This window comes from Streptomyces sp. NPDC085931 (assembly GCF_044540565.1).
Taxonomy (GTDB): domain Bacteria; phylum Actinomycetota; class Actinomycetes; order Streptomycetales; family Streptomycetaceae; genus Streptomyces.
Genome location: NZ_JBITSK010000003.1, coordinates 23189 through 44717 on the forward strand (window position 1 = coordinate 23189; position 21529 = coordinate 44717).

At 69.0% G+C, this 21529-nt stretch carries 18 protein-coding genes; 3 read left to right on the forward strand and 15 right to left on the reverse strand.

The features are described from left to right. Positions 1-187: 187 nt before the first annotated feature. The 5 genes from ACIGAN_RS06330 to ACIGAN_RS06350 all read right to left on the reverse strand — a co-directional run bounded on the left by ACIGAN_RS06330 (position 188) and on the right by ACIGAN_RS06350 (position 6449). On the reverse strand, positions 188-2392 hold the full coding sequence (locus ACIGAN_RS06330; RefSeq protein WP_399855391.1) for a hypothetical protein: 2205 nt from the start codon (positions 2390-2392) through the stop codon (positions 188-190). Positions 2393-2401: 9 nt separating this feature from the next. Next, a complete protein-coding gene (locus ACIGAN_RS06335; RefSeq protein ID WP_399855394.1) occupies positions 2402-3109 on the reverse strand; it encodes a hypothetical protein in 708 nt (235 codons plus the stop codon). A gap of 658 nt (positions 3110-3767) precedes the next feature. After that, positions 3768-4514 carry an SDR family oxidoreductase gene (locus ACIGAN_RS06340; protein ID WP_399856198.1) on the reverse strand — a complete coding sequence of 249 codons (747 nt, stop codon included), beginning with the start codon at positions 4512-4514 and terminating at the stop codon, positions 3768-3770. A gap of 69 nt (positions 4515-4583) precedes the next feature. Further along, positions 4584-5654 carry an aldo/keto reductase gene (locus tag ACIGAN_RS06345; protein WP_399855397.1) on the reverse strand — a complete coding sequence of 357 codons (1071 nt, stop codon included), beginning with the start codon at positions 5652-5654 and terminating at the stop codon, positions 4584-4586. A 69-nt stretch (positions 5655-5723) separates the two neighbouring features. Then, positions 5724-6449, reverse strand: a complete 726-nt coding sequence (locus tag ACIGAN_RS06350) for an SDR family oxidoreductase (RefSeq protein WP_399855399.1) — start codon at positions 6447-6449, stop codon at positions 5724-5726. 138 nt (positions 6450-6587) lie between these two features. Between ACIGAN_RS06350 and ACIGAN_RS06355 the strand changes: the two genes are divergently transcribed. Then, positions 6588-7151 carry a TetR/AcrR family transcriptional regulator gene (locus ACIGAN_RS06355; protein WP_399855400.1) on the forward strand — a complete coding sequence of 188 codons (564 nt, stop codon included), beginning with the start codon at positions 6588-6590 and terminating at the stop codon, positions 7149-7151. A 648-nt stretch (positions 7152-7799) separates the two neighbouring features. Here the strand turns inward: ACIGAN_RS06355 and ACIGAN_RS06360 are convergent. Together ACIGAN_RS06360 and ACIGAN_RS06365 are read right to left on the reverse strand one after the other, a co-directional pair. Further along, positions 7800-8789, reverse strand: a complete 990-nt coding sequence (locus tag ACIGAN_RS06360) for an aldo/keto reductase (RefSeq protein ID WP_399855403.1) — start codon at positions 8787-8789, stop codon at positions 7800-7802. Between the two features lie 51 nt (positions 8790-8840). Continuing rightward, complete coding sequence (locus ACIGAN_RS06365) at positions 8841-9428, reverse strand: flavodoxin family protein (RefSeq protein ID WP_399855405.1); 588 nt, start codon at positions 9426-9428, stop codon at positions 8841-8843. A gap of 270 nt (positions 9429-9698) precedes the next feature. Here ACIGAN_RS06365 and ACIGAN_RS06370 point away from each other — a divergent pair, with 270 nt between their 5' ends. After that, entirely contained in the window at positions 9699-10508 is an 810-nt protein-coding gene (locus tag ACIGAN_RS06370) for a TetR/AcrR family transcriptional regulator (protein ID WP_399855407.1), read from the forward strand. 333 nt (positions 10509-10841) lie between these two features. Here ACIGAN_RS06370 and ACIGAN_RS06375 read toward each other — a convergent pair whose 3' ends face one another. The 4 genes from ACIGAN_RS06375 to ACIGAN_RS06390 form a co-directional block, all read right to left on the reverse strand. Next, positions 10842-11048, reverse strand: coding sequence for an FxLD family lanthipeptide (locus ACIGAN_RS06375; protein WP_399856201.1), 207 nt, complete (start codon positions 11046-11048; stop codon positions 10842-10844). A 573-nt stretch (positions 11049-11621) separates the two neighbouring features. Continuing rightward, a complete protein-coding gene (locus ACIGAN_RS06380) occupies positions 11622-11969 on the reverse strand; it encodes an ANTAR domain-containing protein (RefSeq protein WP_399855409.1) in 348 nt (115 codons plus the stop codon). Positions 11970-12507: 538 nt separating this feature from the next. Then, on the reverse strand, positions 12508-14622 hold the full coding sequence (locus tag ACIGAN_RS06385; protein ID WP_399855412.1) for a SpoIIE family protein phosphatase: 2115 nt from the start codon (positions 14620-14622) through the stop codon (positions 12508-12510). 668 nt (positions 14623-15290) lie between these two features. Beyond that, a complete protein-coding gene (locus ACIGAN_RS06390; RefSeq protein WP_399855415.1) occupies positions 15291-15773 on the reverse strand; it encodes an ATP-binding protein in 483 nt (160 codons plus the stop codon). Positions 15774-15936: 163 nt separating this feature from the next. Between ACIGAN_RS06390 and ACIGAN_RS06395 the strand changes: the two genes are divergently transcribed. Continuing rightward, positions 15937-16314, forward strand: a complete 378-nt coding sequence (locus ACIGAN_RS06395; protein ID WP_399855417.1) for an STAS domain-containing protein — start codon at positions 15937-15939, stop codon at positions 16312-16314. Between the two features lie 104 nt (positions 16315-16418). Here the strand turns inward: ACIGAN_RS06395 and ACIGAN_RS06400 are convergent, their stop codons facing one another. The 4 genes from ACIGAN_RS06400 to ACIGAN_RS06415 all read right to left on the reverse strand — a co-directional run bounded on the left by ACIGAN_RS06400 (position 16419) and on the right by ACIGAN_RS06415 (position 21175). Beyond that, entirely contained in the window at positions 16419-17657 is a 1239-nt protein-coding gene (locus ACIGAN_RS06400) for a PP2C family protein-serine/threonine phosphatase (protein WP_399855420.1), read from the reverse strand. A gap of 282 nt (positions 17658-17939) precedes the next feature. Beyond that, the gene (locus ACIGAN_RS06405) at positions 17940-19130 is read right to left on the reverse strand and encodes an HTTM domain-containing protein (RefSeq protein WP_399855422.1); all 1191 of its coding nucleotides are present in this window, start codon (positions 19128-19130) and stop codon (positions 17940-17942) included. Continuing rightward, on the reverse strand, positions 19120-19815 hold the full coding sequence (locus tag ACIGAN_RS06410; RefSeq protein ID WP_399855424.1) for a DUF5819 family protein: 696 nt from the start codon (positions 19813-19815) through the stop codon (positions 19120-19122). Before ACIGAN_RS06410 ends, ACIGAN_RS06405 begins: the two co-directional genes overlap by 11 nt. A 91-nt stretch (positions 19816-19906) precedes the next feature. Continuing rightward, positions 19907-21175 (reverse strand): ice-binding family protein, encoded by a 1269-nt coding sequence (locus ACIGAN_RS06415; RefSeq protein WP_399855427.1) that lies wholly within the window; start codon positions 21173-21175, stop codon positions 19907-19909. Positions 21176-21529: the final 354 nt, after the last annotated feature.

Below are 21529 nucleotides of genomic sequence, written 5' to 3' on the forward strand. Positions count from 1 at the left end.
GGGAGACAGCATGCCCAACTCGCTTCGGGAGCATGCGCCGCGTCTGTCACCGTGCACCGAACGTGATCGAAGCGGGTGATCGGAGGCGTCGCATACCGGGTCCGGACGAGGGGTGGGGGGAGCCGCGTCGTGGGCGGGAGGTCCGGCGATGGCTCCGGGCTCCGGGCTCCGGGCTCCGGTGATGGGGCTACAGATCCCAGATCTCCAGCCGGCCCTCGCTGCCGAGCATCGCGATCAGCGTTCCGTCCGGGGAGATGGCCACGTCACCATGCATACCCGATTGGCGCAGCTGAGTCCCGCCGTCCACTGTCGGAGTGGACAGCCGGCCCCGCCGGAGCCAGAACAGCGTGCCCGTCTCCGTGCACAGCAGGCGCATTCCTTTCGCGCCCAGGGCCTCACGGCTCTCACGGTCGGTGAGCCTGCGGCGATAGACCTCCCGTCCGTCGTCCGTGCTCCACACGACGACCTCCTCGAAGCTCACGCACCCGACATGGCCGCCCGACGGCGACACCGCCACCTGGCAACCGGGGGCGGGGGTCAGCGCCTGCCAGAAACCGGACCGTAGGAGCGGCATGCTGTTGGCGATCGTTCGCACCAACGGCTGCCGGCCCCTGCGGTGGATGTGCACCTCCCGCGAACGGGCCATGGCGATGACGGAGGCGTCGATGCTGACCGCGCTGGCCGCGAGGGAGGACGGGCACGGGTACGTCTCGATCACCACCCCGCTCTCGAAGTCCCGGACGAGCAGGTGCCTTTTGTCGTGGGTGGCGAAGACATCGCCGCCGCTGGTGACGAGGAAGTGCTCGTCGGGCAGCGGGATGGGGGCGGAGCGGACGGTGCCACCCCCCTGGGGGAAGTGCACGATCTCCAGTTCCCGTGGGCGGGCCACGACGACACTGTGCTCCAGGGAGGCCACGAGGGCCTGGTGGCCGATCCTGAGCCGGGGGGAGCGCCTTCCCTCGGCACCGGGCAGCGGGTCACCCGTGACGCTCCAGCGTCGTACACCGCCTTCACTGTCGACCACCACGACGGTGTGGTTCGGGCCGAAGCCGAGCACTGCCCGGTCGTCCCGCACCCCCGCGTCACACTCCCACCGCCGTCGCCGGGGGGCTTGCCCAGGCTCGAACTCGTCGGCCGCCCCGTATGCCGTCCGGCCCTGCTTCCCCAAGCCGGTCATGCCGAACGAGTCCCGCCCCGGTTCTGGCTCCGGCGGCTTGAGGCCGCCCTCTCCGGTCAGCGTCAGGACCTCTCCGAGCGCGTGCGCGGCGAGACTGGCGAACCAGGTGCGGCCTGCCTCGCCGATCCCGGTGTAGGTCGTGAACAGCAGCGATCCCGCTGCGAGGGAGAGCAGGAACTGCACATCCCAAGGGTCCCTCCAGCGCTGCATGGCCGCGCGCGCGGGGGCCCGCACGGCTTCCACACGGGCCACGGCCTCAGGGACGATCAGCGCGCGGTGAGTGGCGTCCGGGTCGACGATGAACCGCAGGAGCGCGCGCCGCTGCTCCGGCGCCGGCTCGTGGCTCACGAACGGAACGAGGGCTGACAGCAGCAGGGTCGCGGCGTCACGGGCGAGGTCCGCGTCCCTGCTGAAGGTGCACAGGTCGATGAGGCGGTAGGCATCGGCCTGCGGCACCTTCTCGTTCCTCGGGACCAGGACGTTGTCGAGGTGCAGATCCCCGTGGCCCAGCCCACGCAGGACGCGCACGGCGGGGTCCGGCAGGGCAGGGCTTGTGCCCTCCACCATCAGGTACGGGTTGGGCACCGCCTTGCCATAGCTGTAGAGCCACGGGGGCGAGGGGGCGAAGACGCCGAGGTCGCGGCCGAACGCGTGCAGGGAACCGCCGCCCGTCCAGACTGTGCCCAACTCGCGGCGGAGGAAATCGGACACCGTCACCGGCTCGGGCACGGCCTGTCGGAGCGCGGGGCCGTTCCACTCGGTCAGCAGCCCGCTGACCACGTGCTCGATGACCCCGGTCATGTCCTTGCCGCCGAGCGATCCGGCGGGCACCGCGTCGCGCAGGCTGCCGCCGGCGATCTCCTGGAACAGCACACTTCTGCCGTCCGCCAGGTGCAGGGGTGCGAAGGCTTGCCCGGAAAGGTGCCGCCGGGAGAACTCCGGGACAGCGGCCAGCGCGTCCGCAAGCGCCTCCGCCTCCCTTCCGGGCGCGCCGTCGGGTACCACCTTGACCACGAGTTGCCAGGGCGGCGGCGCGATATCGACGGCGAGCAGCACCGCACCGGTGTAGCTGTTGCCCGGCACGGTCCACGGTGGCCGCCGCAGGGACAGGTCCGTCCATCCGGTCTCTTCGGCCCGACGGACGACCCCCTCGAGGACGGCAGGTCCGCACAGGGTCCGGATCTTCTCTGCGTCTTCGTGCGGTATCTGCAGCATGAGGGCCCCTCAGGAGGTCAGCACGGCGTCGCCGAGACCGCCGGTCGTCTTGGAGCGGTCCGGGTCGCCCGACTTCACCAGCGCACAGGTGATCTTGATTTGGTCCTGGCCGGAGATGTCGACGGACAGGTCGGCGGTGTCGCTGGACCGGAAGTCGACCCCGTCACCGAGTTGTTCGCCGGAGGCGCCGAACACCTTGACGCGGGCGACCGAGCCGATCGCGTTGTCGGCGTCGGCGGGGATGCCCAAGGTCGCTTTGAGCGCCGTGTAGCCGCTGGTGTTGTACGTAACGCTGTCGTCGTCGTCGGTCGCACAGCCGATCTTGACGCTCTTGGGGTAGGGATCCCCCAACATCTGCACCGGGTCGTTCTCGTAGTACCCGCGGTAGTCGACGGAGTCGAGTTCGGAGAGGTGCACCTGTGCGGGGCGTCCCGACGAGGCGTCCGCCGTCCCGGAGTTGTCCGGGTCCGAGGTCCCTTCCGTGCCCTCGGTGCCCTCCGCGCCCGCCGTTGGCTTCGGTGAGGCCGTGACGGTCTCTGTGGCACGCACGGTGACGGTCGCGGCCGGCTCCGGGCCGTCCGCCTGGTTGCGGCTCTCGCTCACCCGGCCGGTGACGAAGCCCGTCGCGATGGTGACGACGCTGACCACGCACAATTCGACCCAACGCGGTCCGAGTTGCCAGCGCGACCTGCCCTGCTCCCTCTTGCTGAGATCCATGAGTCCCCCCTGTCATACGGCGGCTCGCCACCGGATGTCGCACAGCGCGGACCCCAAGGCACGGCTCCCATCTGCCTGTTCGGGTGTCTGCGGCCGCAAGCGAGCCGAGGAGCCTCACCCTAGGGGACGAGGCGGATGTGGCCACCGGAATCGGACTGGCCGGAGAGACCAGTGGGAGCGTGGGGCGCACGTCGGGAGCGTGGGCCGCCAACGCGCACGCCCCTGGTGTGTCGATTCCGCTGTCGAGCGGGTCCGGGCCACCTCTCGACGCCGGTCGGCGCGCCTCCACCTGTCGGGCGTCCGGCCGCACCGGTGCCCGGTGAAGCCGCGTGCGCACCGGCCGGTACGGGACGGATACCCGACTGAGTGGGGAGCGAGCCGTGGCCGCTACCGAGGGCAAGGGGAGCGGATACCTGACGTGCCGACCGTCGGGGCACAGATCGAGCACCAAAGGAATGCCGTGAGGGCCATGAGGGCCATGAGGGCCATGAGGGCCATGAGGGCCATGCTCTCCACCAAACGGCTCCAGGCGCCAGCAGCCCCCTCCCTCGGATCGTCGGAGTCCGATGGCCTGATCCACACGACCCCCTGTCGAGGGCTCCCCCCTGAAACCGCCGTGGAAGTGGGCCTTACGCCCGTGGATGATCGGCAGACGAGCTCACAGCTGGGTTTCGCCGCCGTCCACGGCCAGCTCGATGCCTGTGGTGTACGTGGCGTCGAAGGCGAGGAAGGCGGCCGCCTTGGCGAACTCCTCGACCGTGCCGTAGCGCTTCATGGGGTTGCTCGCGGTCCGCTCCGCCCTGAACTGGTCAGCGGCCTCTTCGGACAGGTTCATCGTTTCCAGAATGCCCGAGTCGATGGGACCCGGGCTGATCGCATTGACACGGATTCCCCGTGGAAGCAGCTCCCGGGAGAAGGTGCGGGCCATCGAGCGCAGCGCCGCCTTGCCGGCCGCGTAGACGCTGGTGTCCACCATGCCGATGACGTTCGCGATGGAGGTGGTGAGGACGATGCCGGCGTTCGCGCTCAGCAGCGGAGCGAGCTTCTGCACGGTGAAGAAGGCGCCTTTGACGTTGATCGCGAACAGCTCGTCGTACACGTCCTCGGTCGTCGACTTCAGCGGCGTGAGGGGTGAGATGCCGGCGTTGACGAACAAGGCTTCGATCGAGCCGAGTTCGCTTTTTACACGGTCGGCGAGCATATCCAGGTCGGGCAGGGAGGCCACATCCGCCCGGACAGTCACGGCGTTCTCGCCGAGCCGCTCGCGCGCTGCGTCGAGCTTGGCCTGAGAACGGCCGGTGATGACCACGCGGGCTCCGCCTTGCGCCAGCAGCTCCGCCAGCGCGAGCCCCATGCCGCTGCTGCCACCCGTGATCACCACATTCTTGTCGCCGTACTTATTCATACCGAGGTTGCTCCGTTCCATCATCGAAACCTGCCGGTACAGGTGGATGCCGCCGTTCATGGAGCGAACTCACCCGAGGGTTTCGATCTTCATGTCGCCCGTGGTGACCGTGCGGATGTGATCGCTGGCGAGCAGGCCGTGCGGATTGCCGAGGTCGATGGTGCTGACCTCGTCGAGGCGGGCCAACTGGGAAGGGGTGAGGTCGACTTGCAGGGCACCCAGGTTGTCCTCCAGCTGCGCGATGGTGCGGGCGCCGATGATGGGTGCCGTCACGCCAGGGGCGTTCAGGGTCCAGGCCAGTGCGATCTGGGCGGGTGTGCGGCCCAGCTCCGAGGCCACCTGCTTCACCACGGCGGCTATGGCGAGGTTGCGGTCGGTGACCCATCCCAGGGCGACGTTGAGGCTCTTGCGGTCGCCGGCGGTTTCGCCGGCCACGGAGCCCGCTTGGTTCTGGTCCTCCCGGCTGTACTTGCCGGTGAGCACCCCGCCGCCCAAGGGGGAGAAGGGGACCACTCCGAGTCCCATCTCGCGTGCCATCGGGATCAGGTCACGTTCCGCGGTGCGCTCGATGAGGCTGTACTCGGTCTGCAGTGCGACCAGTGGTGACCAGCCGCGCAGGTCGGCGATCGCCTGCATGCGCGACACCTGCCAGGCCGGGGCGCTGGAGATCGCCACGTACAGGACCTTGCCCTGCCTCACCAGGTCGTCCAGGCCGCGCAGGATCTCCTCCACGGGCGTCCTGAAGTCCCATACGTTCACGTAGAGCAGATCGATGTAGTCGGTGTTCAGCTGCCGCAGGCTGGCTTCCACCGACGCCAGCATGCTCTTGCGGTGGGTGCCCCCGGAATTCGGGTCACCGGGCTGACGCAGCGTCGAGTACTTGGTCGCGAGTACCAGCTTGTCGCGGTCGGTGCGGGCGAATTCGCCGAGCAGCCGCTCGGAGCTGCCGTTGGTGTAGGTGCTGGCGGTGTCGAAGAAGTTGCCGCCGAGTTCGGTGTAGCGGTCGAAGAGCTTGCGCGCCTCGTCGCGTTCGGCGCCCCAGCCCCACTCGGTGCCGAAGGTCGCCGTGCCCAGCGCCAGCGGTGAGATCCGGAGTCCGGAACGGCCCAGCAGCCGATAGGTGTCGAGGGTGAGTGCCATCGTGTCCTCCTGTGAGGTGTGGTTCGCGGCGTTCGAGGGGTGCGAATCGGTGGTCGACTCGCCCGGGTTTCAGGCGCCGAGCCCGTAGCCGCCGGCCACGGTGAGGTCCTGGCCGGTGATGTAGCCGGCGGCGTCCGAGGCGAGGAAGGCGACTGCTTCCGCGACCTCCTGGCTGGTTCCGAAGCGCTTGAAGGGGATCTTCGAGCGCATGGCGTCCCGGCCGCTCTCGGTCACCCCCAGCTTGGTGAGCAGCGGAGTGTCGGTGGCCCCGGGGCTCACGGCGTTGACGCGGATCCTGCGCGGGCCCAATTCGAGGGCCAGGGAGGGCAGCATGGCCAGCAGCGCGCCGCGTGTCGCCGCCCCCACCGTGGCGCCAGGGGTGCCGCGACGGGATCCGATGCCGACGGTCAGCACGATCGAGCCGCCGTCGTTCATGAGGGGAAGGGCTTTTTGGAGGGTGAAGTACTGGCCCTTGAAGTTGAGGTCGGCGTGCTCGTCGAACGATTCCTCCGTCACCTCGGCAACCGGTGCCGGGCGGAAGATCCCGGCGTTGAGGAAGAGCAGGTCCAACGATCCGAACCGTGCCGACACCGCCGACATCAGGGCGTCGGTGTCCGAGAGCACGCGCCCGTCGGATCGGACGACGAGCACGTCACCGGGCAGCTCGGACTGCGCCCGCGCGACGGATTCGGGATTCTGTCCGGTGACCGCGACCTGGTAGCCGCGGGCGTGCAGCAGCTCGGCCGTCGCTCTGCCGATCCCGGTCGTGCCCCCGGTGATGAGCGCTGTGGGCATGGCAAACCTTTCGTCGCTGAAGCGGGGGGTGAGACCACCCTCAAACGGGGACCTCCCCGGTTATCTCACCGTACACTGAACCGGGGACATCCCCGAATCGTTCCCGAGCCTCATCCGACACTCACGATCGCGAAAGTCATGACACCTCCACGCAGCACCCTGCGCGCCGACGCGCAGCGCAACCGCGAGCAGCTGATCGCCACGGCCGCCGAGGCCTTCGCCTCCGGACGCCCGATCTCGCTGGACGCGATCGCCAAACGCGCGGGAGTGGGGAACGCCACCCTGTACCGGCACTTCCCCACCCGAGAGGATCTGGTCGAAGAGGTCTACCGGGACCAGATCCGCCCCTTGCGCGAAGACGCGCACACCCTCCTGGCCACCAAGCCGCCCGCCCAGGCCCTCCACGCGTGGATGCTCCGATTCGCCGACTGGGCCGGCGAACGCCGCGGCATCTGCGAAGCCCTGGTCGCCATGAGCGCTACCGGACGCTTCGGCACCGGACCGGTCTGCGACGAGGTCCAGCACATCCTGGCGATGGTGCTCGAGGCCGGCGCCACGGCAGGGGAACTGCGCAGCGACATCGACCCGGTCGAGGTAGGCGCCATCCTCGCCGGTCTGCTCTCCGTGGCCGGCGCACCCGAGCAGCGCCCCCAGCTCGACCGGATGCTGGGCGTCGTCGTCGACGGACTCAGGCCCCGCTGAGCGTTACGCCAGCGGTTCGGCCAGGCATCGACCTCTGCCGGACGGCTTGGCTGCGGCCGCGGCGGTCGGGGCGCCGGCCATCACGCCGGGCTGGAGGTCCGCGGAACGACGGCGACTGGCGCGCCGCCCACATGGCCTCCTCGCCAGACGGTGAGGACGGCCAACCCGGCGCAGCTGTCCCCGGCCACCGTCGACGAGATCATCGAGTGCACACCGCCCACCCCATGCCACCGTCACCGGCGCGAACGGCTCACCAGCCGGCCCTGGCCCAACCACTGCGGGCCCCGCCCGGGAAGGAGCGGGGCCCGCACCACAGGGCGAGGCTTCCACGGAGCCCGGCCAGGACTCCGGGACTTGGCCATACATTCGCCATCACCCGAGCAGATCCCGGGGCCTTTTTCACGCAACCAGCAGCTGCGGACGTACCAGACAAGCGTCCAGTTGTAGCTGGAGCTGGCGGAGTAGGCGCCGGGCGTGCTGGAGAGGACGTCCTTGTTCTCATCCAGGAACTGGGCGCGTGTGCCCGGGGCCTGGTTGTTGATCCAAAAGCCGTATCCTTCCCCAGCCCTCTCCGCACTGGCAAGGTCCCGACCGGCACCCCGGTCTCACCGGAGCACGCCTACCTGGCGTCTGTCCGAAGGTGGATCATCAGATCCAGGAGGGCACATGCCCCTCGGCGTAGCGGGCGCCGAAGCCGCCGTGGGGCAGGATCTCGCCCATGGCCCTGAGGTCGGCGTCGGTGAGGCTGAGGTCGGCGGCGCCGACGTTTTCCTCGATGCGCTTCGGGCTGCGGGTGCCGGGGATGGGCACGATGTGCTCGCCCCGGGTCAGGAGCCAGGCCAGGGCGAGTTGGGAGACGGTGGCTCCCTTGGCCGCCGCGAGCTCGGCGAGCCGGTCGACGGCTTCCACGTTCCTCTCGAAATTGCCCGGCTGCCAGCGCGGGTCGACGGTGCGGATGTCGGTGGCTTCGTACTGGTCGGCGGGCTTGGCGGCGCCGGTGATGAACCCGCGACCGAGGGGCGAGTAGGCGACGAAGCCGATGCCGAGTTCGTTCAGGACGGGGAAGATCTGCTCGACGTCACGTTCGAACAGGGAGTATTCGGTCTGCAGGACGGATACCGGCTGTACGGCGTGTGCCTTGCGGATCGTCTCGGGTCCGGCCTCGCTGAGGCCGAAGTACTTCACCTTTCCCGCATCGATCAGTGCCTTGACGGTGCCTGCGACCTCCTCGATGGGCACCTCGGGGTCGACGCGGTGCTGGTAGAAGATGTCGATGTGCTCCACGCCGAGGTGGCGCAGGCTGTTGTCGGCGACCTTGCGGATGTTGTCGGGCCGGCTGTTGACAGGGCCGCCGATCTGCTCCGGAGGAACCGACATGTCGACACCGAACTTGGTGGCCAGGACCACATCGTCACGGAAGTCCCTGACCGCCTTGCCGACCAGGATCTCGTTGGAGCCGGTGCCCCAGCCGTACATCTCGGCGGTGTCGAAGAAGGTGACGCCCAGGTCGTGGGCGCGGCGGAGGGCGGCGATGCCGGCCTCCTCGTCGGTGGGGCCGTAGGCCATCGTCAGGCCCATCGCGCCGTAACCGATCGCCGAGACATTGAGGCCCTGGCTTCCCAGTGTCCGATGGTGCATGACGCACTCCTTGGAAAGGAACCGAAAGGTGTTGTCTGCCGGGCCGTTGTGTCACTGCGCTGCGACGGCCAGTCCGGCGCGGTGGATCCGGGTCTGTTCGGCGACGCGCCGGCCGAGGTGGCGGGCGGTGCCCAGGTCTGCGTCGTGGACCTCGGGTGTGTCGTTGAAGCTTTGTGCACCGGCGCCGAGGTAGAAGCCGAGACGGTTGTCGTCCTGGGGGCTGGAGGTGGTGGTGTTCCAGCCCGGCAGGAGGTTCAGGCTCACCCAGAGCATTCCGTGCTGGGCCGCCAGGAGTGAGAGGTACTGCAGCGTGTGCAGCTTGTCGCCGCTCATGGAGCCGGAGTTGGTGAATCCCGCCGCGAGCTTGTCGCTCCAGGCGCGGGTCATCCACCGCTTGCTGGTGGCCTCGGCGAAGGCGTGGAACGCCCCCGACGCGGTGCCCATGTAGGTGGGGGTGCCGAAGACGATGGCGTCCGCGGCGTCCATCAGTTCCCAGTCGGCGTCGCTGAGGGAGGCGACGTCCACGGGGTGGACGTGCGCCCCGGCGACGGAGCGCGCTCCGTCCGCGACGGCCGTGGCGATCTGCGCGGTGTGGCCGTAGCCGGAATGCGACGCGATGACGATCGAGATCTCGGACATGGGGGGTGTTCCTCTCCTGCCGCGACGGCGGCGTGTTCGGTATCGAGCAGCGGGTTCTCAAGCGCGCGGGTGGTGCCGGCGGACGACGAGTTGTCCGTTGCGGTGGTCGGCCGCACTGCTCCACGCGTGGGGACCGACGTCCCCGGCCGGGTGCCGCGCATGCTCAGGAATCTCGGGCCGGCGCCGACCACCAGCCGTGCGGATCGTCGTTACGCGTTGAACCGTAGCATTGATAAGGCGGCGATACGCAAACTGAGATATCGTTGCTCCATGAACGAGGAACGACGGGCCGCGCGGCGCCAGGTGCTGCAGGTGGCCGCCAAGCTTTTGGAGGAGGGCGGCAGCGAGGCGCTCTCCACGCGCGCAGTCGCCGCAGCCGCGGGCATTACGGGCCCGGCGCTGTACCGGATGTTCGACGACAAGGACGGGCTCCTGGCCGAGCTGGCCGCCTACGGGTTCGAGATGTACCTGGCCGAGAAGCGAGAGGCGCTGGCGCTGACCCCGGACGACCCGGTCGCAGACCTCTACCGCGGCTGGGACCTGCACGTCGAGTTCGGAGTGCAGCACCCCGCGTTCTACATGCTCATGTACGGCACGGTGCAGCCCGGGCGGCGGCCCCCGGCCGCGGACGAGGCGCACGCCCTGCTCGTGGAACTGCTGGGCCGGGCGGCCGAGGCCGGGCGCCTTCGCGTTCCGGTGGAGAAGGCCACCCGTGTCATCCACGCGGCGACGACCGGTGTCACGCTGGCCCTGATCGGCGAAGAGCCCTCGAGGCGGGACCTGACCACTTCGGCACGGCTGCGGGACACGGTCATCGCCTCGGTCACCACGGACTCGCCCCCCTCATCCGGGTCGGACCTGGCCTCGCGCGCACTAGCCCTCGACGCCGCACTTCAGACCGCACTCACCACCGGACCCACGGCTGCGGCCGCCGGGGTGCCTTTGCGAGCCACGGAAACGGCACTGCTGCGTGAATGGCTGCAGCAGCTGGCCGACGGGACCACACCCGAAGAGGCCAGTGCGGCTCCCGAAGGCGCCTGCGCTCAAGCCGACGGCGGCCCCCACAAGACCCTCGGCTGACCTGCACAGCCACGGCATCCCCGGCGACGGCCGGGGGCCTCTTCTGCGTAGAACATCTTCGACCAAGTGATCTGACGGGTTACTTGTCACCTGGTTCGCCGCTCGTTACCGGCACCCTGAAATGCAAGATCGGGTGACACACCCCCGCGTCCGCAACGCCCCCGCGTCTCTCGGCTTCACCGCGCGATCACTCCACGGGCGGGGCCGCGGGACCTTCACCACGGGGGCACGGTGCCTGCAGCGCGCGAGAACCTACAGCCGCGGGCCCACTTCAGGGATCAGCGGGCCCAGGGGCGGACCGGCCGGCTGCTCGGACCGCCCCCGGGCGACAGGTCAGCCGCCGATGCAGGTGCTGGTCGAGCAGGCGGAACGGCATGACGGGCCGCAGCCATCACTGGTGTCGTTCAGCAGCGCGCCGGGGACAGCCGCAGAGGCGAACGTCTCGATCCTCAGGTCGAAGTCCGACCCGCCGTCCGCCGCGTGGTCGGTCGCGCCTTCGAGATGGAGCTGTCCTGCGGGGTCATCCCGTCCTCCTCCGATCTGCTAGGGGGATGTGCTGTGCCCCCCCTCTGGTCACAACGCTGTGGGCGCGACCGCCAGCAGATCGTGACCCGCGAGTGCTGCCGGTCGATGACCCGGCCCGCGGGAAGTCGGCGGTCTGGCGTCCCGGCCAGGTGGACCTCGATGTGCGCGCGGTCGCCGCGGTACTCGCGATCCCAGGTCCGCATCTCCGGCGCCAGCCGCTCAGCGACCTGCCGACCGCGGGGTCCGTGACCCAGCGCGCCCAGTTCAAACCGGTCCGGGCCCCGGTGCGGTACGCGAAGCCGTCCCCGTCCACGAGGGTAGGAACGCCGAGCGGTGAAGCGGAGGCGACCAGGTCTCGCTCGCGGGCCGCGGGGTTCAGCCGCGATGAGGGGCAGGCCGTCCAAGGGCGTCGCTCTTTTCGGCGACTTGGCTCCCCCCGGCGCCCTCGCTGTCCCCCGGCGCCCTCGCTGTCCCTCGGCGCAGGCCCGGGGATCGCCCACGTCTCAGCCTCACGCCATTGAGGGAAAGACGTCTGCATGCCCGCTCTCTGCTCGATCCGACGGCCGCAGCGACGGGCGAAACGATCAGTTAGCCGGGGTGGTGCCGGCTGCTGCCGGTGTGTGAGTGTCGCTGCAGGGCCGCTTGCAGCTCCTGGTCGACCGGCTGCGGCAAAGGTTCTTCGCGCAGGGCACTCTCGATGACTGCTTCGGCGACCATGTGCAGCTTGATGTTGGTGTGCTGGGACACCTCGCGCAGCACGTCGAAGCCGGCCGCGGGCTCGAGCCGGTGCTCGGCGAGCAGGACGCCTATGGCCTGGTCGACCGTGGCGTGGGAAGCGACCGCATGGCGCAGCTGCGCGTTCTCCCGCTCCAGCCGGGCCACCACGTCCTCACGACCGTTCACGGGCATGTGGTGCTGTGGGCGGGAAGTCGTCATCGCCGGAGTCTCCATCGTGGGGGCGAGATCCTGTTTCCAGTACGCCTGCCCGGTCACGGAGCCGCAAGACCTGCCACCTGCGCGAAGATCACATGCAAGCCGTGGAGGTTCTTCGCCGGCCGTGCCATCCGGCCGGCGAAGAACCCGAGGGGCTACGTCCCCACCCCTCACCTGCCGAGTCACCCTCAGCGGTACGCTGACACGCCTGTACGTTGAGGAAGCGAGGCCTGGGCTGTAAAGATCCGGCGCGCGAGAGGTGTCCGGCGTTACCTCGGCCCGGACCCCAGTACGGCGACCGGCCCCGTCTCACCGTGGGGTTCGGGCGCCAGCTGCACAGGAGCACCTGGTCCGGCAGGCCTGCTGGCAGCACCTCGGGTCTGCCCCCCTCTTCCTTCCCAGCCACAGCTCTGGGGCGGCGTCCGCCGTCGTGAGGGTTCGGGCAGGTTCTCCTCCAGTGACCTGTATCCACCGCTTAGGACAGCAGGGTTCCTGAAGCAAGCGGCGGCGGCTTCGGAAGTGCTTCTGTCAGGCACATCGGTTACAGCAGGCGCAGAGCAAGGACCGCGAAGTCGTCGTCGAGCGGGCGAGAGGTGTAGTCGATGATCGTTTGCTCGAGGGTGGTCACGACGTCCTTGGCGGAGCTGTTCCGGGTGCAGCGCAGCACACGCTGGATGCCCTCCTCACCCAGCATCGCCTCCGGCGCTCGCCGTTCGGTGACACCGTCGGTGTAGAGCAACAGCAGATCACCGGGAAGAAGCCGGTATTCGACGGTGTGCCATCGAGGCGCGGCAGTCATCCCGAGGAGGGTTCCCGGTCGGCCGATCGCGGTGATGCGGCCACTGGCGTCGCGCAGAAGCGGCCGGGGGTGACCACCCAGGGTCACAGTCAGCGTGGCAGCGCGTTCGCCGAGCCGAAGCCGGGCGTAGGCGGCGGTGCAAAAGCCCGGTCTCTCGTCCTCGGCGAGCATGGCGGTGTTGATCGCTTGCAGGACCGCGGCGGGATGACTGTCGGTTCGGGCCGCGGCGCGGGCCGTGTGCCGGACGAGTCCGGTCAGGGCCGCGGCCAGCGGGCCCTTGCCGCACACATCACCGATGGCGATCAACCAGGTGTTGTCACCGGTGGGAACGACATCGTAGAAGTCGCCGCCCACGAGGGTGCCTTGGGCTCCGGGGTGGTAAGCAGTGGCCAGTTCGACGCCGGGAAGGTCGGGGAGCTTGCCCGGCAGCAAGCTGGACTGGAGCGTGTGGGCCACATGGTGTTGTTCCGCGTATCGGCGGGCGTTGGTGACGGCCTGGGTGGCCCGTTGTGCGAGTTCCTGTGCGAAGGGAATGTCCGAGGGGGTGAAGAGGGTGGAGGCGGTCGCGGACTGGATGAGGACCATGGAGCCGATGACACTGCCGGTGTGGGTCATGGGCACGGCAAGCCATGACGCGGCAGGGACCAGGCGGCGCATCGCCGCTCGGTGCTCGTCGCTGCGGGCCAGCCGGTCCAGGGTGCCGGGCACATTCGTGATGAGCTCGTGCCGTCCGGTGCGTATGACAGCGCCGATGCCGCCTTCGGCGTCGAGCTGTGGGGGGAACCGGTCCAGCAAGGAGCGAAGGTCCTCTTCCTGGCTGGGGTCGTGGTGGCGCGCGGTGGCCAAATGGGGTTGCCCGGCCCGGTCGAGGAGGTGGATGACGCATCCGTCGGCGATGCGGGGGACGACCGCTTCCACGATGTTGTCGAAGGTGGTGCTCGGATCCAGTGAGGTGGGCAGGAGTCGTCCCAGGTCGGCGAGGACCTGCAACTGTGCGTGCGCGTTGTCGAGCGTGGCTTGCAGCCGGATGCGTTCGACGGCCTGTGCGCAGTGATCGACCAAGGCGGTGAGGAAAGCCTGTTCCGCGTCGTCGAAGGAGTGCCGGACGGCGAAGTGGAAGCTGACGGCTCCGAGGAGTGCGTCGCGTGCTTGCAGGGGCAGCACCGCGGTCGCCTGATGACGGTCGCTGAAGAAGCGCGCGGCTTCGGGGAAGGCACTGCTGCGTTCGGCCGGGGTGCTGAAGTACAGCGGTAGTCCGGTACGAGCGGTGTGCGCCATGGGGTACGGCGCGTCCACGCTGAAGGGGACAGGTGGGCGTGGCCCTTCTTCGGCGTCGTGAATGTGACGGACGACGTAAGTGTTGCTGTCCGGCTCGTTCAGCACCGCAGCGCCGACCGTGGCGCCGACTGCCGGCATGATCTGCGTGGTCAGAGTGCGCAGTACCTGGTCCGTGTCGGTCGCACGGGCCAGATCGGTGGTGACGGAGGAGAGCAGCTCGGCACGCAGTACGCGGGCGCTGTTGTCCCGCAGCACCCACAGAAGGCGGTCGCCGTCGATCCGGAGTGCCTGGTACTCGTAGTCGGCGGGCCGGTACGTCGCATCCTGCGTCCAGGTGAATGCGCCGTGTTCGGCAACTCCGGTATTGAGCACCCGCATGCACGCGGCGAAGGAGCCGTTGTCCACCATCTGGGGCCACAACTGGCTGCACAGCCCGCCGACGGCTGCCTCCGGAGACGGCTGCCGCGATCGTGCCGCCCTGTTCATGTACTCCACGCGCATGTCCACGGCCTGCCCAGCGGCACCGCGCACGGCGACGGACACGGACACCGCCTCGGGCAGCCGCTCCAGCGCGTCCACGAAAGCCCGTACCGGCAACGGCCACCCGTCCCCGGGTCTTCGAGCCGCCGGCAGTGGTTCCCGTCCTGGTACAAGCATCGCTGTGGCTTCCTTACCGCTGTCTCTACGGCGTGCATGGCACGGGGCACACAACGTGCTCCTTCAGTATGACTTCAGGCCACGGCGCGCTATCACACGCGGGTCGGCGAAATTACACAATCATGAGCATGATCGAACCGACAATTTGCCGACTCCTCTGACATATCTCCGCGAGATCGGGGCACTGACCGCCTTCTGCGGCGAAGCCCGCCTCGAGCGCGTCCTCTCGGAGCGGGCGGGGATGCCGGCGGAAGCGGCGGCGGAGTGGGTGCCGATGCTCGCCGCGCAGTGGCTCGGCTCGGAGCCGCACGACGACATCGGAAGCGGTTCGCGGCGCCGACGGTGCCGTCGCCCTAGGCGCGATACTCGGGCTGAGGGGCTGAGCCTGCGCCTGCGTGGCCGGGCCCGGTAGCATCCGCTCCCGGTCCGGGGGCGATGCGCAGCAGCAACCCGCAAGTCTTCAGCAGGAGATGGGGGAGGACCTGGCGTCCTTGCCTTCCCGCGTACTGGACGGATGACTGGCACGTAACGCGGGGCGGGTCTGGTCGGCCTTGCTCCGCGGCCGGCCGCCACCGGATGCCCGGGTGGCGCTACAGGGGGTTGCGTCCTGCGAGGGCTCCGCCGGGGTCGTCCAGCAGGGCGATACGGGCGGTGATGCGCTTGCCGACCGGCTCGCGGCGGACTTCGAAGGCCTGAGCGACGGCCATGACGATCTCCAGCCCGTGCTGTCCGACCCGTCCGGCATCCGCGGCCCGGGCCACCGGCAGCACCGGTTCGGAGTCCCACACCGCCACCTCGACCGTGTCGCCGACGATGCGCAGATCCATCAGCACCGGGCCGGGCGCGTACTTGCGGGCGTTGGTGACCAGCTCGCTGACCACCAGCTGCGTCAGATCCATCGCACGCTGCGAGACGGGCAGGCCCTGCTCGCCCTGGACCCGGGTGAGGAACTGCGATGCCAGATGACGGGCCTGGGCGATGACCGTGCCGTCACCTTCCAGAGCCACCGTGGTCTGCATGCTCTGCTCGCTTCGTGCGGTGCCGTCGTCCTCATTCACAGGCAATGGTTCCATCACGGCCCGCTTTCGCTACCCCGTTCACACCCCCGCGCGTACCCGCACCCGTGCGGCACACGCACCACTCCCCCGCACCGGCTCCCCCACCGGCGCGGCAGCATCGCCCGGACGTGCAGGGCAGCACTTCGGGCCGAAGGTCTTGATGTGCAAGTATCACCTAATGACTGAGGGGCGAGAACTGGACACCGGGCGGGCCGCGCCGGACGGGAGGCTGTCGGTGGTGGCCACCGTCACGGACGGCACCCACGTGCTCACCGTGACCGGGGAGATCGACCACCACACCGGCGATCAGCTGCGCCGCGCCCTGGATGTCACCGGCACCGCCCGGCCCCGCATCGTGATCGACATGAGCCGGGTCACCTTCATGGACTCCACCGGCGTCAACATCCTCATCGCCGCCTACCAGGCCGTCACCGGGGCCGACGGTTGGATCCGCCTGGCCGGACCCACCGACTCCGTGCTGTACGTCCTGCACATCGTCGGCGTCGACGACATCATCGAATGCCACCCCACCCTGAACGAGGCCTTGGCCGCCTGAACCGCTCACGCCCCTTCAGCGGCACCCGACCCGGGTGGCTGACGGGGACACGGGGACAGCAAGGGCCTCTTGCTGCTCGGCCGGTCGCCACCAAACGCTCAGGGTCACTGCCCGGGCGTGGTCCGTGCCGTCCCTGACGCTTGTGAGGCGTCGGTGAGGTCGGCGCCGGTGGCGGCGTCCCGCTGGAAGTGGCTGGTGCCATGCCAGTCCAGACACATGACGGTCGCGTCGTCCTGCAGGTGGGCGTCGTTGGCGTCGACGATCGCCGCGATGATGGTGCGGGCGGCCTCGCGGGGATGCAGCGGGCGGGTGCGCACGATCAGGTCGGGCAGGTTGAGGCTGCCTGCGTTGCGCTCCAGCATGCCGTCGGTCAGCATCACCAGCCGGTCCCCCGGACGCAGGTCCAGCGACTGGACACGGTAGGTATGAGGAGCGTCGAAACCGAACGGCATGTCGACAGCCGGAGTGATCTCCCGCACCTGGCCGTCGCGCATCCGCAGCGGCCAGGGGTGCCCCGCGTTGATGAACTCGGTCGTGCCGTCGATCAGGCTGATGCGCAGGAGCTGACCGGTGACGTAGCCCTTGTGGCCGTGCTCGCGCAGGGCCTCGTCGGCCTGGCGGGCCTGTTCGGCGAGATCGGCGCCGGCCCGCCGTGCCCGGCGCAGGGCGCCCACCGCGAGGGTGGCCAGCAGCGCGGCCTCGACATCGTGCCCCATGGCATCGGTGACGGAGAGCTGGACGGTGTCGCGGTCGATGGCGTAGTCGAAGGTGTCGCCCCCGACGTGGTCGGCCGGCTCCAGCGCTCCGGCCACCGTGAACTGCGCCGCCTCGCACGCCAGCGACGCCGGGAGCAGCCGGTGCTGGATCTCCGCGGCCAGGTTCAAGGGCTTGGTCCGGCGTCCCCACTGGTAGACGTCGGTGAAGGACCGGTTGGCGATCACGATGTACGCCAGCGCGTGCGCGGTCTCACCGATCTCTCGCATCACCTCCGCGTCGGGCGTTGCCGGCAGGAACAGTTCGAGGAGCCCGATGGCGTCCCCGCGGTTGGTCACCGGGGCCACGATCCGCACCAGAGCGCCCTCGCCCTCGTCCTGAACGCCCGGCCGCTGGGTACGGATCACGTCGTCGTACAGGGTGCCGCGCAGCGTGATCCTCCGGGCGGGCTCGTCGGTGTCGACGCTGCCCGCCGCCCCCAGCCGCACGACCGAACTGCCGGTGAAGTCGGTGATCAGGAACGACACCGACACCGCCCCGAGGTGCTCCTGGAGCAGGCGGGCGACCACATCGAGTGACTCCACCGGCGCCGCGGCCTCCGCCGCCTCCAACGTCCCCGCCAACGTCATCGCCCGACCCCGGCCGCTTCGGCCCTCGGGCAGCCGAGAGACCCGCCCGCCATCCGGCTCTCCTACAGTCACAGCGACTCCTCCATTGCCCGATGCCGCAGGACCTCGCCCGGTGGCGCGGGAAATCAGTACCGATTCCGGTACCCGGACAGGTCACCTTGCACCACCGAGCCCGACTTTTGCCATCTTCATCTGGTCAGCGACGTGATCCGAAGGAAAGCCCCTGGGAGGGCGAAGGGAAGCCCTGGGAGGTCTCCATGGGCGTCTGCCGCAGCAGCGTTGTCAGCACCTTTCGGAGGGAAGGTGAGCGGATGTGGTCTCAGGGCGGCCGTGTGTGTCCTTGTGCTCGGCGGGAAGCACGGCCGGTCGTCTCTGAGGGCCGTGGGCGCCGCCGGGTCCGCCCTGGGCGGGTACTCCTCCGGTGTCCGCCACTCGTGCCGGTGCTGCCCGGTCCCTCCGCCGTCTCACCTCTCGCCGGTAGCGGGCCAGCGCGGTGTAGAAGCGGTCGGGAAGAAACACCGCGTCCGCGACGATCATGGCTGCGGAGAAGAGCGGCAGCCCCATGAGCACGGCGATCCCGATGTGCATGGCCAGCAGCATCGTGAGTACCGGGTATTTGAGCTTGCCGAACAGCACGAACGGGAAGGCCACCTGCAGGAGCACGGTCAGGTAACCGGCAACGGCGATCACGAGCGTGTGCTCGTCGACGAACTGTGACAGGGCCGGCCAGGGCCGGAAGAGTTCGAGGTTCAGTGCGTAGTGGAGTGCGGTGCCGCTGCCCCAGGTGCCGCCCTGGACCTTGTACAGACCGGCTGATCCGTACAGCAGACAGACCTGGGCCGCGATGAGGAACATGCCGCAGTTGTGCACCGCCGTGACCACCGTGGTCCGGCCGTCGCGGAGTCGGTCGGCGAGAGGGTTGCCCGCCGGCTGCGGTGCGCTGGCGGCACGAGCCGTTTTCCTCCTGTTCCTGCGCGCGTCGAGGGACCAGCGTCGGCCGGAGGCAGTGAGGACGAGGTAGAGGGACATCAGCAGGATCAGGTTGTCACCTCCGTCCGTCATGAAGATCGCGCGAGCGTGGAAGGAGGTCACCACGACGGCGAAGAGGACGGACATGAGGCGGGTGCGCCAGCCCAGCATGAACAGCGCGGATGTCACGAGGGCCAGTACATAGCAGGACTCGAGCCAGTACCGGCTGTCGGACAGGGCCAGGACGCTGATCCAGCCCGTCTGTCCGAACAGTTCCTGGGCCAGCTCGGGTGTCCATGGAGATCCGGGGCCCCAGATCTCGTCCCGGTGCGGAAACTCACGCAGCAGGAAGACCAGGTAGAGCAGCCCGTAGCCGATGCGCAGCGCCGACGCGGCGTACAGGGACACCGGGCGTGCGGTCAGGAGGTCCCATGCTGCGGTGAACCGGTCACCGAGCCACCGGTCTGTGTCCGCGAGGAAGGTCCTGTGCGTCTCATTTCGCATGGCGGGTCACTTTCCACCAGGGCAGAAGCCGGTTCTCGGAGGGCTTCGACGGGCGGTCGCCGACCGCTGATCCGGGCGCGGCGACGGGCCGTGTGACGACACGGAGCTGGACGAAGTCGAAGGCGCCGCCTTTTCGGGCAGCGAGGCGGTCTGCGGCGATGTTGGTCAGGTACTTGCGCATCATGACGGCGCGTTCCGTGCGCGCCCTGTCGTCTCCCCCGTGCGAGTCCGTATAGCCGGACCAGGCACGACGCAGCATGTTCTGCGCGGTGTGGCTCGGGAACACGTGGTGCTCGACCGCGGAGACGTCGACGGCGGTCAGGTCGTACCAGGGACTGACCTGGACCGACCCGTCGGCAGTGGTGCGGGCCGTTCTCGCCAGGATCTGCCGGTTGACGGATTCGGGATCCGGGGCGAAGAGCCGCCAGTTCTGCTCGAAGAAGGGGAAGACCCATGCATTGATCTGCGCCTGGTATCGCCTGGAGACGGTGTTGGCCGGTGCCACGTGCAAGAACACCAGAAGAACATGGACGACACTCGCCATCAGGCATGCAGCCACTACGACCCACACGCCCGCTCTGATCGGACGGGTGCCTCTCGGCGCTTTGGTCGGAGTGGTCGTGGCGTCAGGAGATTCCTGGTCGACCGATCCGGATTCGGAATGCTGAATTTCCTTGACGCCCATTGCGTCAATTCCCCTCGACATCGCCTACCTGTCTTTCCCTGTCGGTCGCTCACGCCGCTCTCAGGTGAACCGGCCGATCGCAGTGCGCTGCCTAGTCGTCGTGGCCCTTGGCGTGATCGACGCCCTTGTGGCCCTTGGGTGTCCCGTCGTAGCCGTAGGCCTCGTGGGGCCGTTCGCCGTAGCCGTAGGCCTCGTGGGGGCGCTTGCCGTAGCCGTAGGCCTCATGAGGGCCCTTGCCGTGGTCGGAGTCGTCGCCGTGACCGGGCCTTCCGGGCTTGTCGTCATGGCCCGGCTTGCCGGGCTTGCCGCCGTGGCCTGGCCTGCCGGGCTTGTCGCCGTGGTCCGGCTTGCCGGGGCCGTGGCCGTTGTCTCCGCCGTTGCCACCGGTGGTGTTGCCCGCCGTATTGCCCGCGGTGTTGCCGGACGTGTTGCCGGCGACGTTGCCCGAAGTGCTGCCGGGTGAGGCGATGGGTCCGCCCAGGAGACCGCCGGTGACGAGGCCACCGCTGATGAGGCCTCCACCGGTCGTTCCGGTGGTGGTGCCAGTCGTGGTTCCGGTGGTCGTTCCCGTCGTCGTGCCGGTGGTCGTTCCCGTGGTCGTTCCGCCGTTGGTGGACGTCGCGCACCCGCTGAGGAAGATCCTGTTGTTGTCGAGCGTCACGGAGCCGTTACGGGCCAGCGCCCGGCCCTCGATGTTCGCCCCCGAGTTCACGCTGATCGAGGTGAGAGCCATGATGGTGCCGACGAACGTGGAGTCGGTGCCCAGGGTGGCCGAGCTGCCGACCTGCCAGTACACATTGCACGGCGAGGCGCCGTTGGTGAGGAGCACCCGGCTGCTGGAAGCCGTCGTCAGGGCTTCGGGGATCTGGAACACCCAGACGGCGTTCGGGTTTCCCCCGGCGTTCAGGATCAGGTCGCCGGTGAGTCCGACCCCCACCTCGGCGGTGTGGACGCCCGGAAGCAGCGTCTGGCCGTTGCCGATGGCCGCCGGGAGTGCGAAGTCCGTGGCCTGGCCCGCCGCTTGGTTGTACGCCGTGACCAGGTCGGACTTGGCCTGCAGTGCGACGGCGTCCCCGGCGTGCACCTCGCCCAGCACGAGGCCGGGCGGGAATCCGGTAATGGACGGATTCGGGTGCGTGCCGAGGTCCTGGCTGATCACCGAGGGGCCGGTATTGGTGACGCCCTGACCGGCGAGAACGGAGAAGTCCGCGGCGGTTGCCAGGGGCACGGGTGTCGCGATGGCCACTGCCTGCGTCGGGGTCAGGGCAACCATCACGGCCGCAACCGTGGCGGCGAGCGCCGAGGCCAGGAAGCCGGACGGACCACGCCCGTGAGTTACCTGAGGGATCTTCAACTTCATCGAAAAGCCATTTCCTGTGGGGCCATGGCAAACCGGGACCTACTGGCCACCCGGGAAGCCTCGTTACTGTTACTGCCGCCGCATATTACGCAGAAATATCCGCGTAACCGACTTTAACAAGGCCGGAAATCGGCACTCATACGAACGGCGCACAGCGTCCCGAAAATAGCTTGAATTCCAGAAACCGGACCCAATTGCGGTAATATTCCTACCGGCGCTCCCGGACGGCCGGACCGTGGTTCCCCACCCGGACGGTACGTAGATCACGATCTACCAGGTCGGTTTCGGCCGGATCACCTACCCGCCACCCTGCGTCGACGTCAAGCGCCCAGAGCGAGCGTCCCCCCGCCTTGG

Excerpts from the sequence above, each read along its gene's own strand:
- ACIGAN_RS06330 (WP_399855391.1), bottom strand. The coding sequence starts at position 2,392 with ATGCTGCAGATACCGCACGAAGACGCAGAGAAGATCCGGACCCTGTGC.
- ACIGAN_RS06335 (WP_399855394.1), bottom strand. The coding sequence starts at position 3,109 with ATGGATCTCAGCAAGAGGGAGCAGGGCAGGTCGCGCTGGCAACTCGGA.
- ACIGAN_RS06340 (WP_399856198.1), bottom strand. The coding sequence starts at position 4,514 with ATGAATAAGTACGGCGACAAGAATGTGGTGATCACGGGTGGCAGCAGC.
- ACIGAN_RS06345 (WP_399855397.1), bottom strand. The coding sequence starts at position 5,654 with ATGGCACTCACCCTCGACACCTATCGGCTGCTGGGCCGTTCCGGACTC.
- ACIGAN_RS06350 (WP_399855399.1), bottom strand. The coding sequence starts at position 6,449 with ATGCCCACAGCGCTCATCACCGGGGGCACGACCGGGATCGGCAGAGCG.
- ACIGAN_RS06355 (WP_399855400.1), top strand. The coding sequence starts at position 6,588 with ATGACACCTCCACGCAGCACCCTGCGCGCCGACGCGCAGCGCAACCGC.
- ACIGAN_RS06360 (WP_399855403.1), bottom strand. The coding sequence starts at position 8,789 with ATGCACCATCGGACACTGGGAAGCCAGGGCCTCAATGTCTCGGCGATC.
- ACIGAN_RS06365 (WP_399855405.1), bottom strand. The coding sequence starts at position 9,428 with ATGTCCGAGATCTCGATCGTCATCGCGTCGCATTCCGGCTACGGCCAC.
- ACIGAN_RS06370 (WP_399855407.1), top strand. The coding sequence starts at position 9,699 with ATGAACGAGGAACGACGGGCCGCGCGGCGCCAGGTGCTGCAGGTGGCC.
- ACIGAN_RS06380 (WP_399855409.1), bottom strand. The coding sequence starts at position 11,969 with ATGACGACTTCCCGCCCACAGCACCACATGCCCGTGAACGGTCGTGAG.
- ACIGAN_RS06390 (WP_399855415.1), bottom strand. The coding sequence starts at position 15,773 with ATGGAACCATTGCCTGTGAATGAGGACGACGGCACCGCACGAAGCGAG.
- ACIGAN_RS06395 (WP_399855417.1), top strand. The coding sequence starts at position 15,937 with ATGACTGAGGGGCGAGAACTGGACACCGGGCGGGCCGCGCCGGACGGG.
- ACIGAN_RS06400 (WP_399855420.1), bottom strand. The coding sequence starts at position 17,657 with ATGACGTTGGCGGGGACGTTGGAGGCGGCGGAGGCCGCGGCGCCGGTG.
- ACIGAN_RS06405 (WP_399855422.1), bottom strand. The coding sequence starts at position 19,130 with ATGCGAAATGAGACGCACAGGACCTTCCTCGCGGACACAGACCGGTGG.
- ACIGAN_RS06410 (WP_399855424.1), bottom strand. The coding sequence starts at position 19,815 with ATGGGCGTCAAGGAAATTCAGCATTCCGAATCCGGATCGGTCGACCAG.
- ACIGAN_RS06415 (WP_399855427.1), bottom strand. The coding sequence starts at position 21,175 with ATGAAGTTGAAGATCCCTCAGGTAACTCACGGGCGTGGTCCGTCCGGC.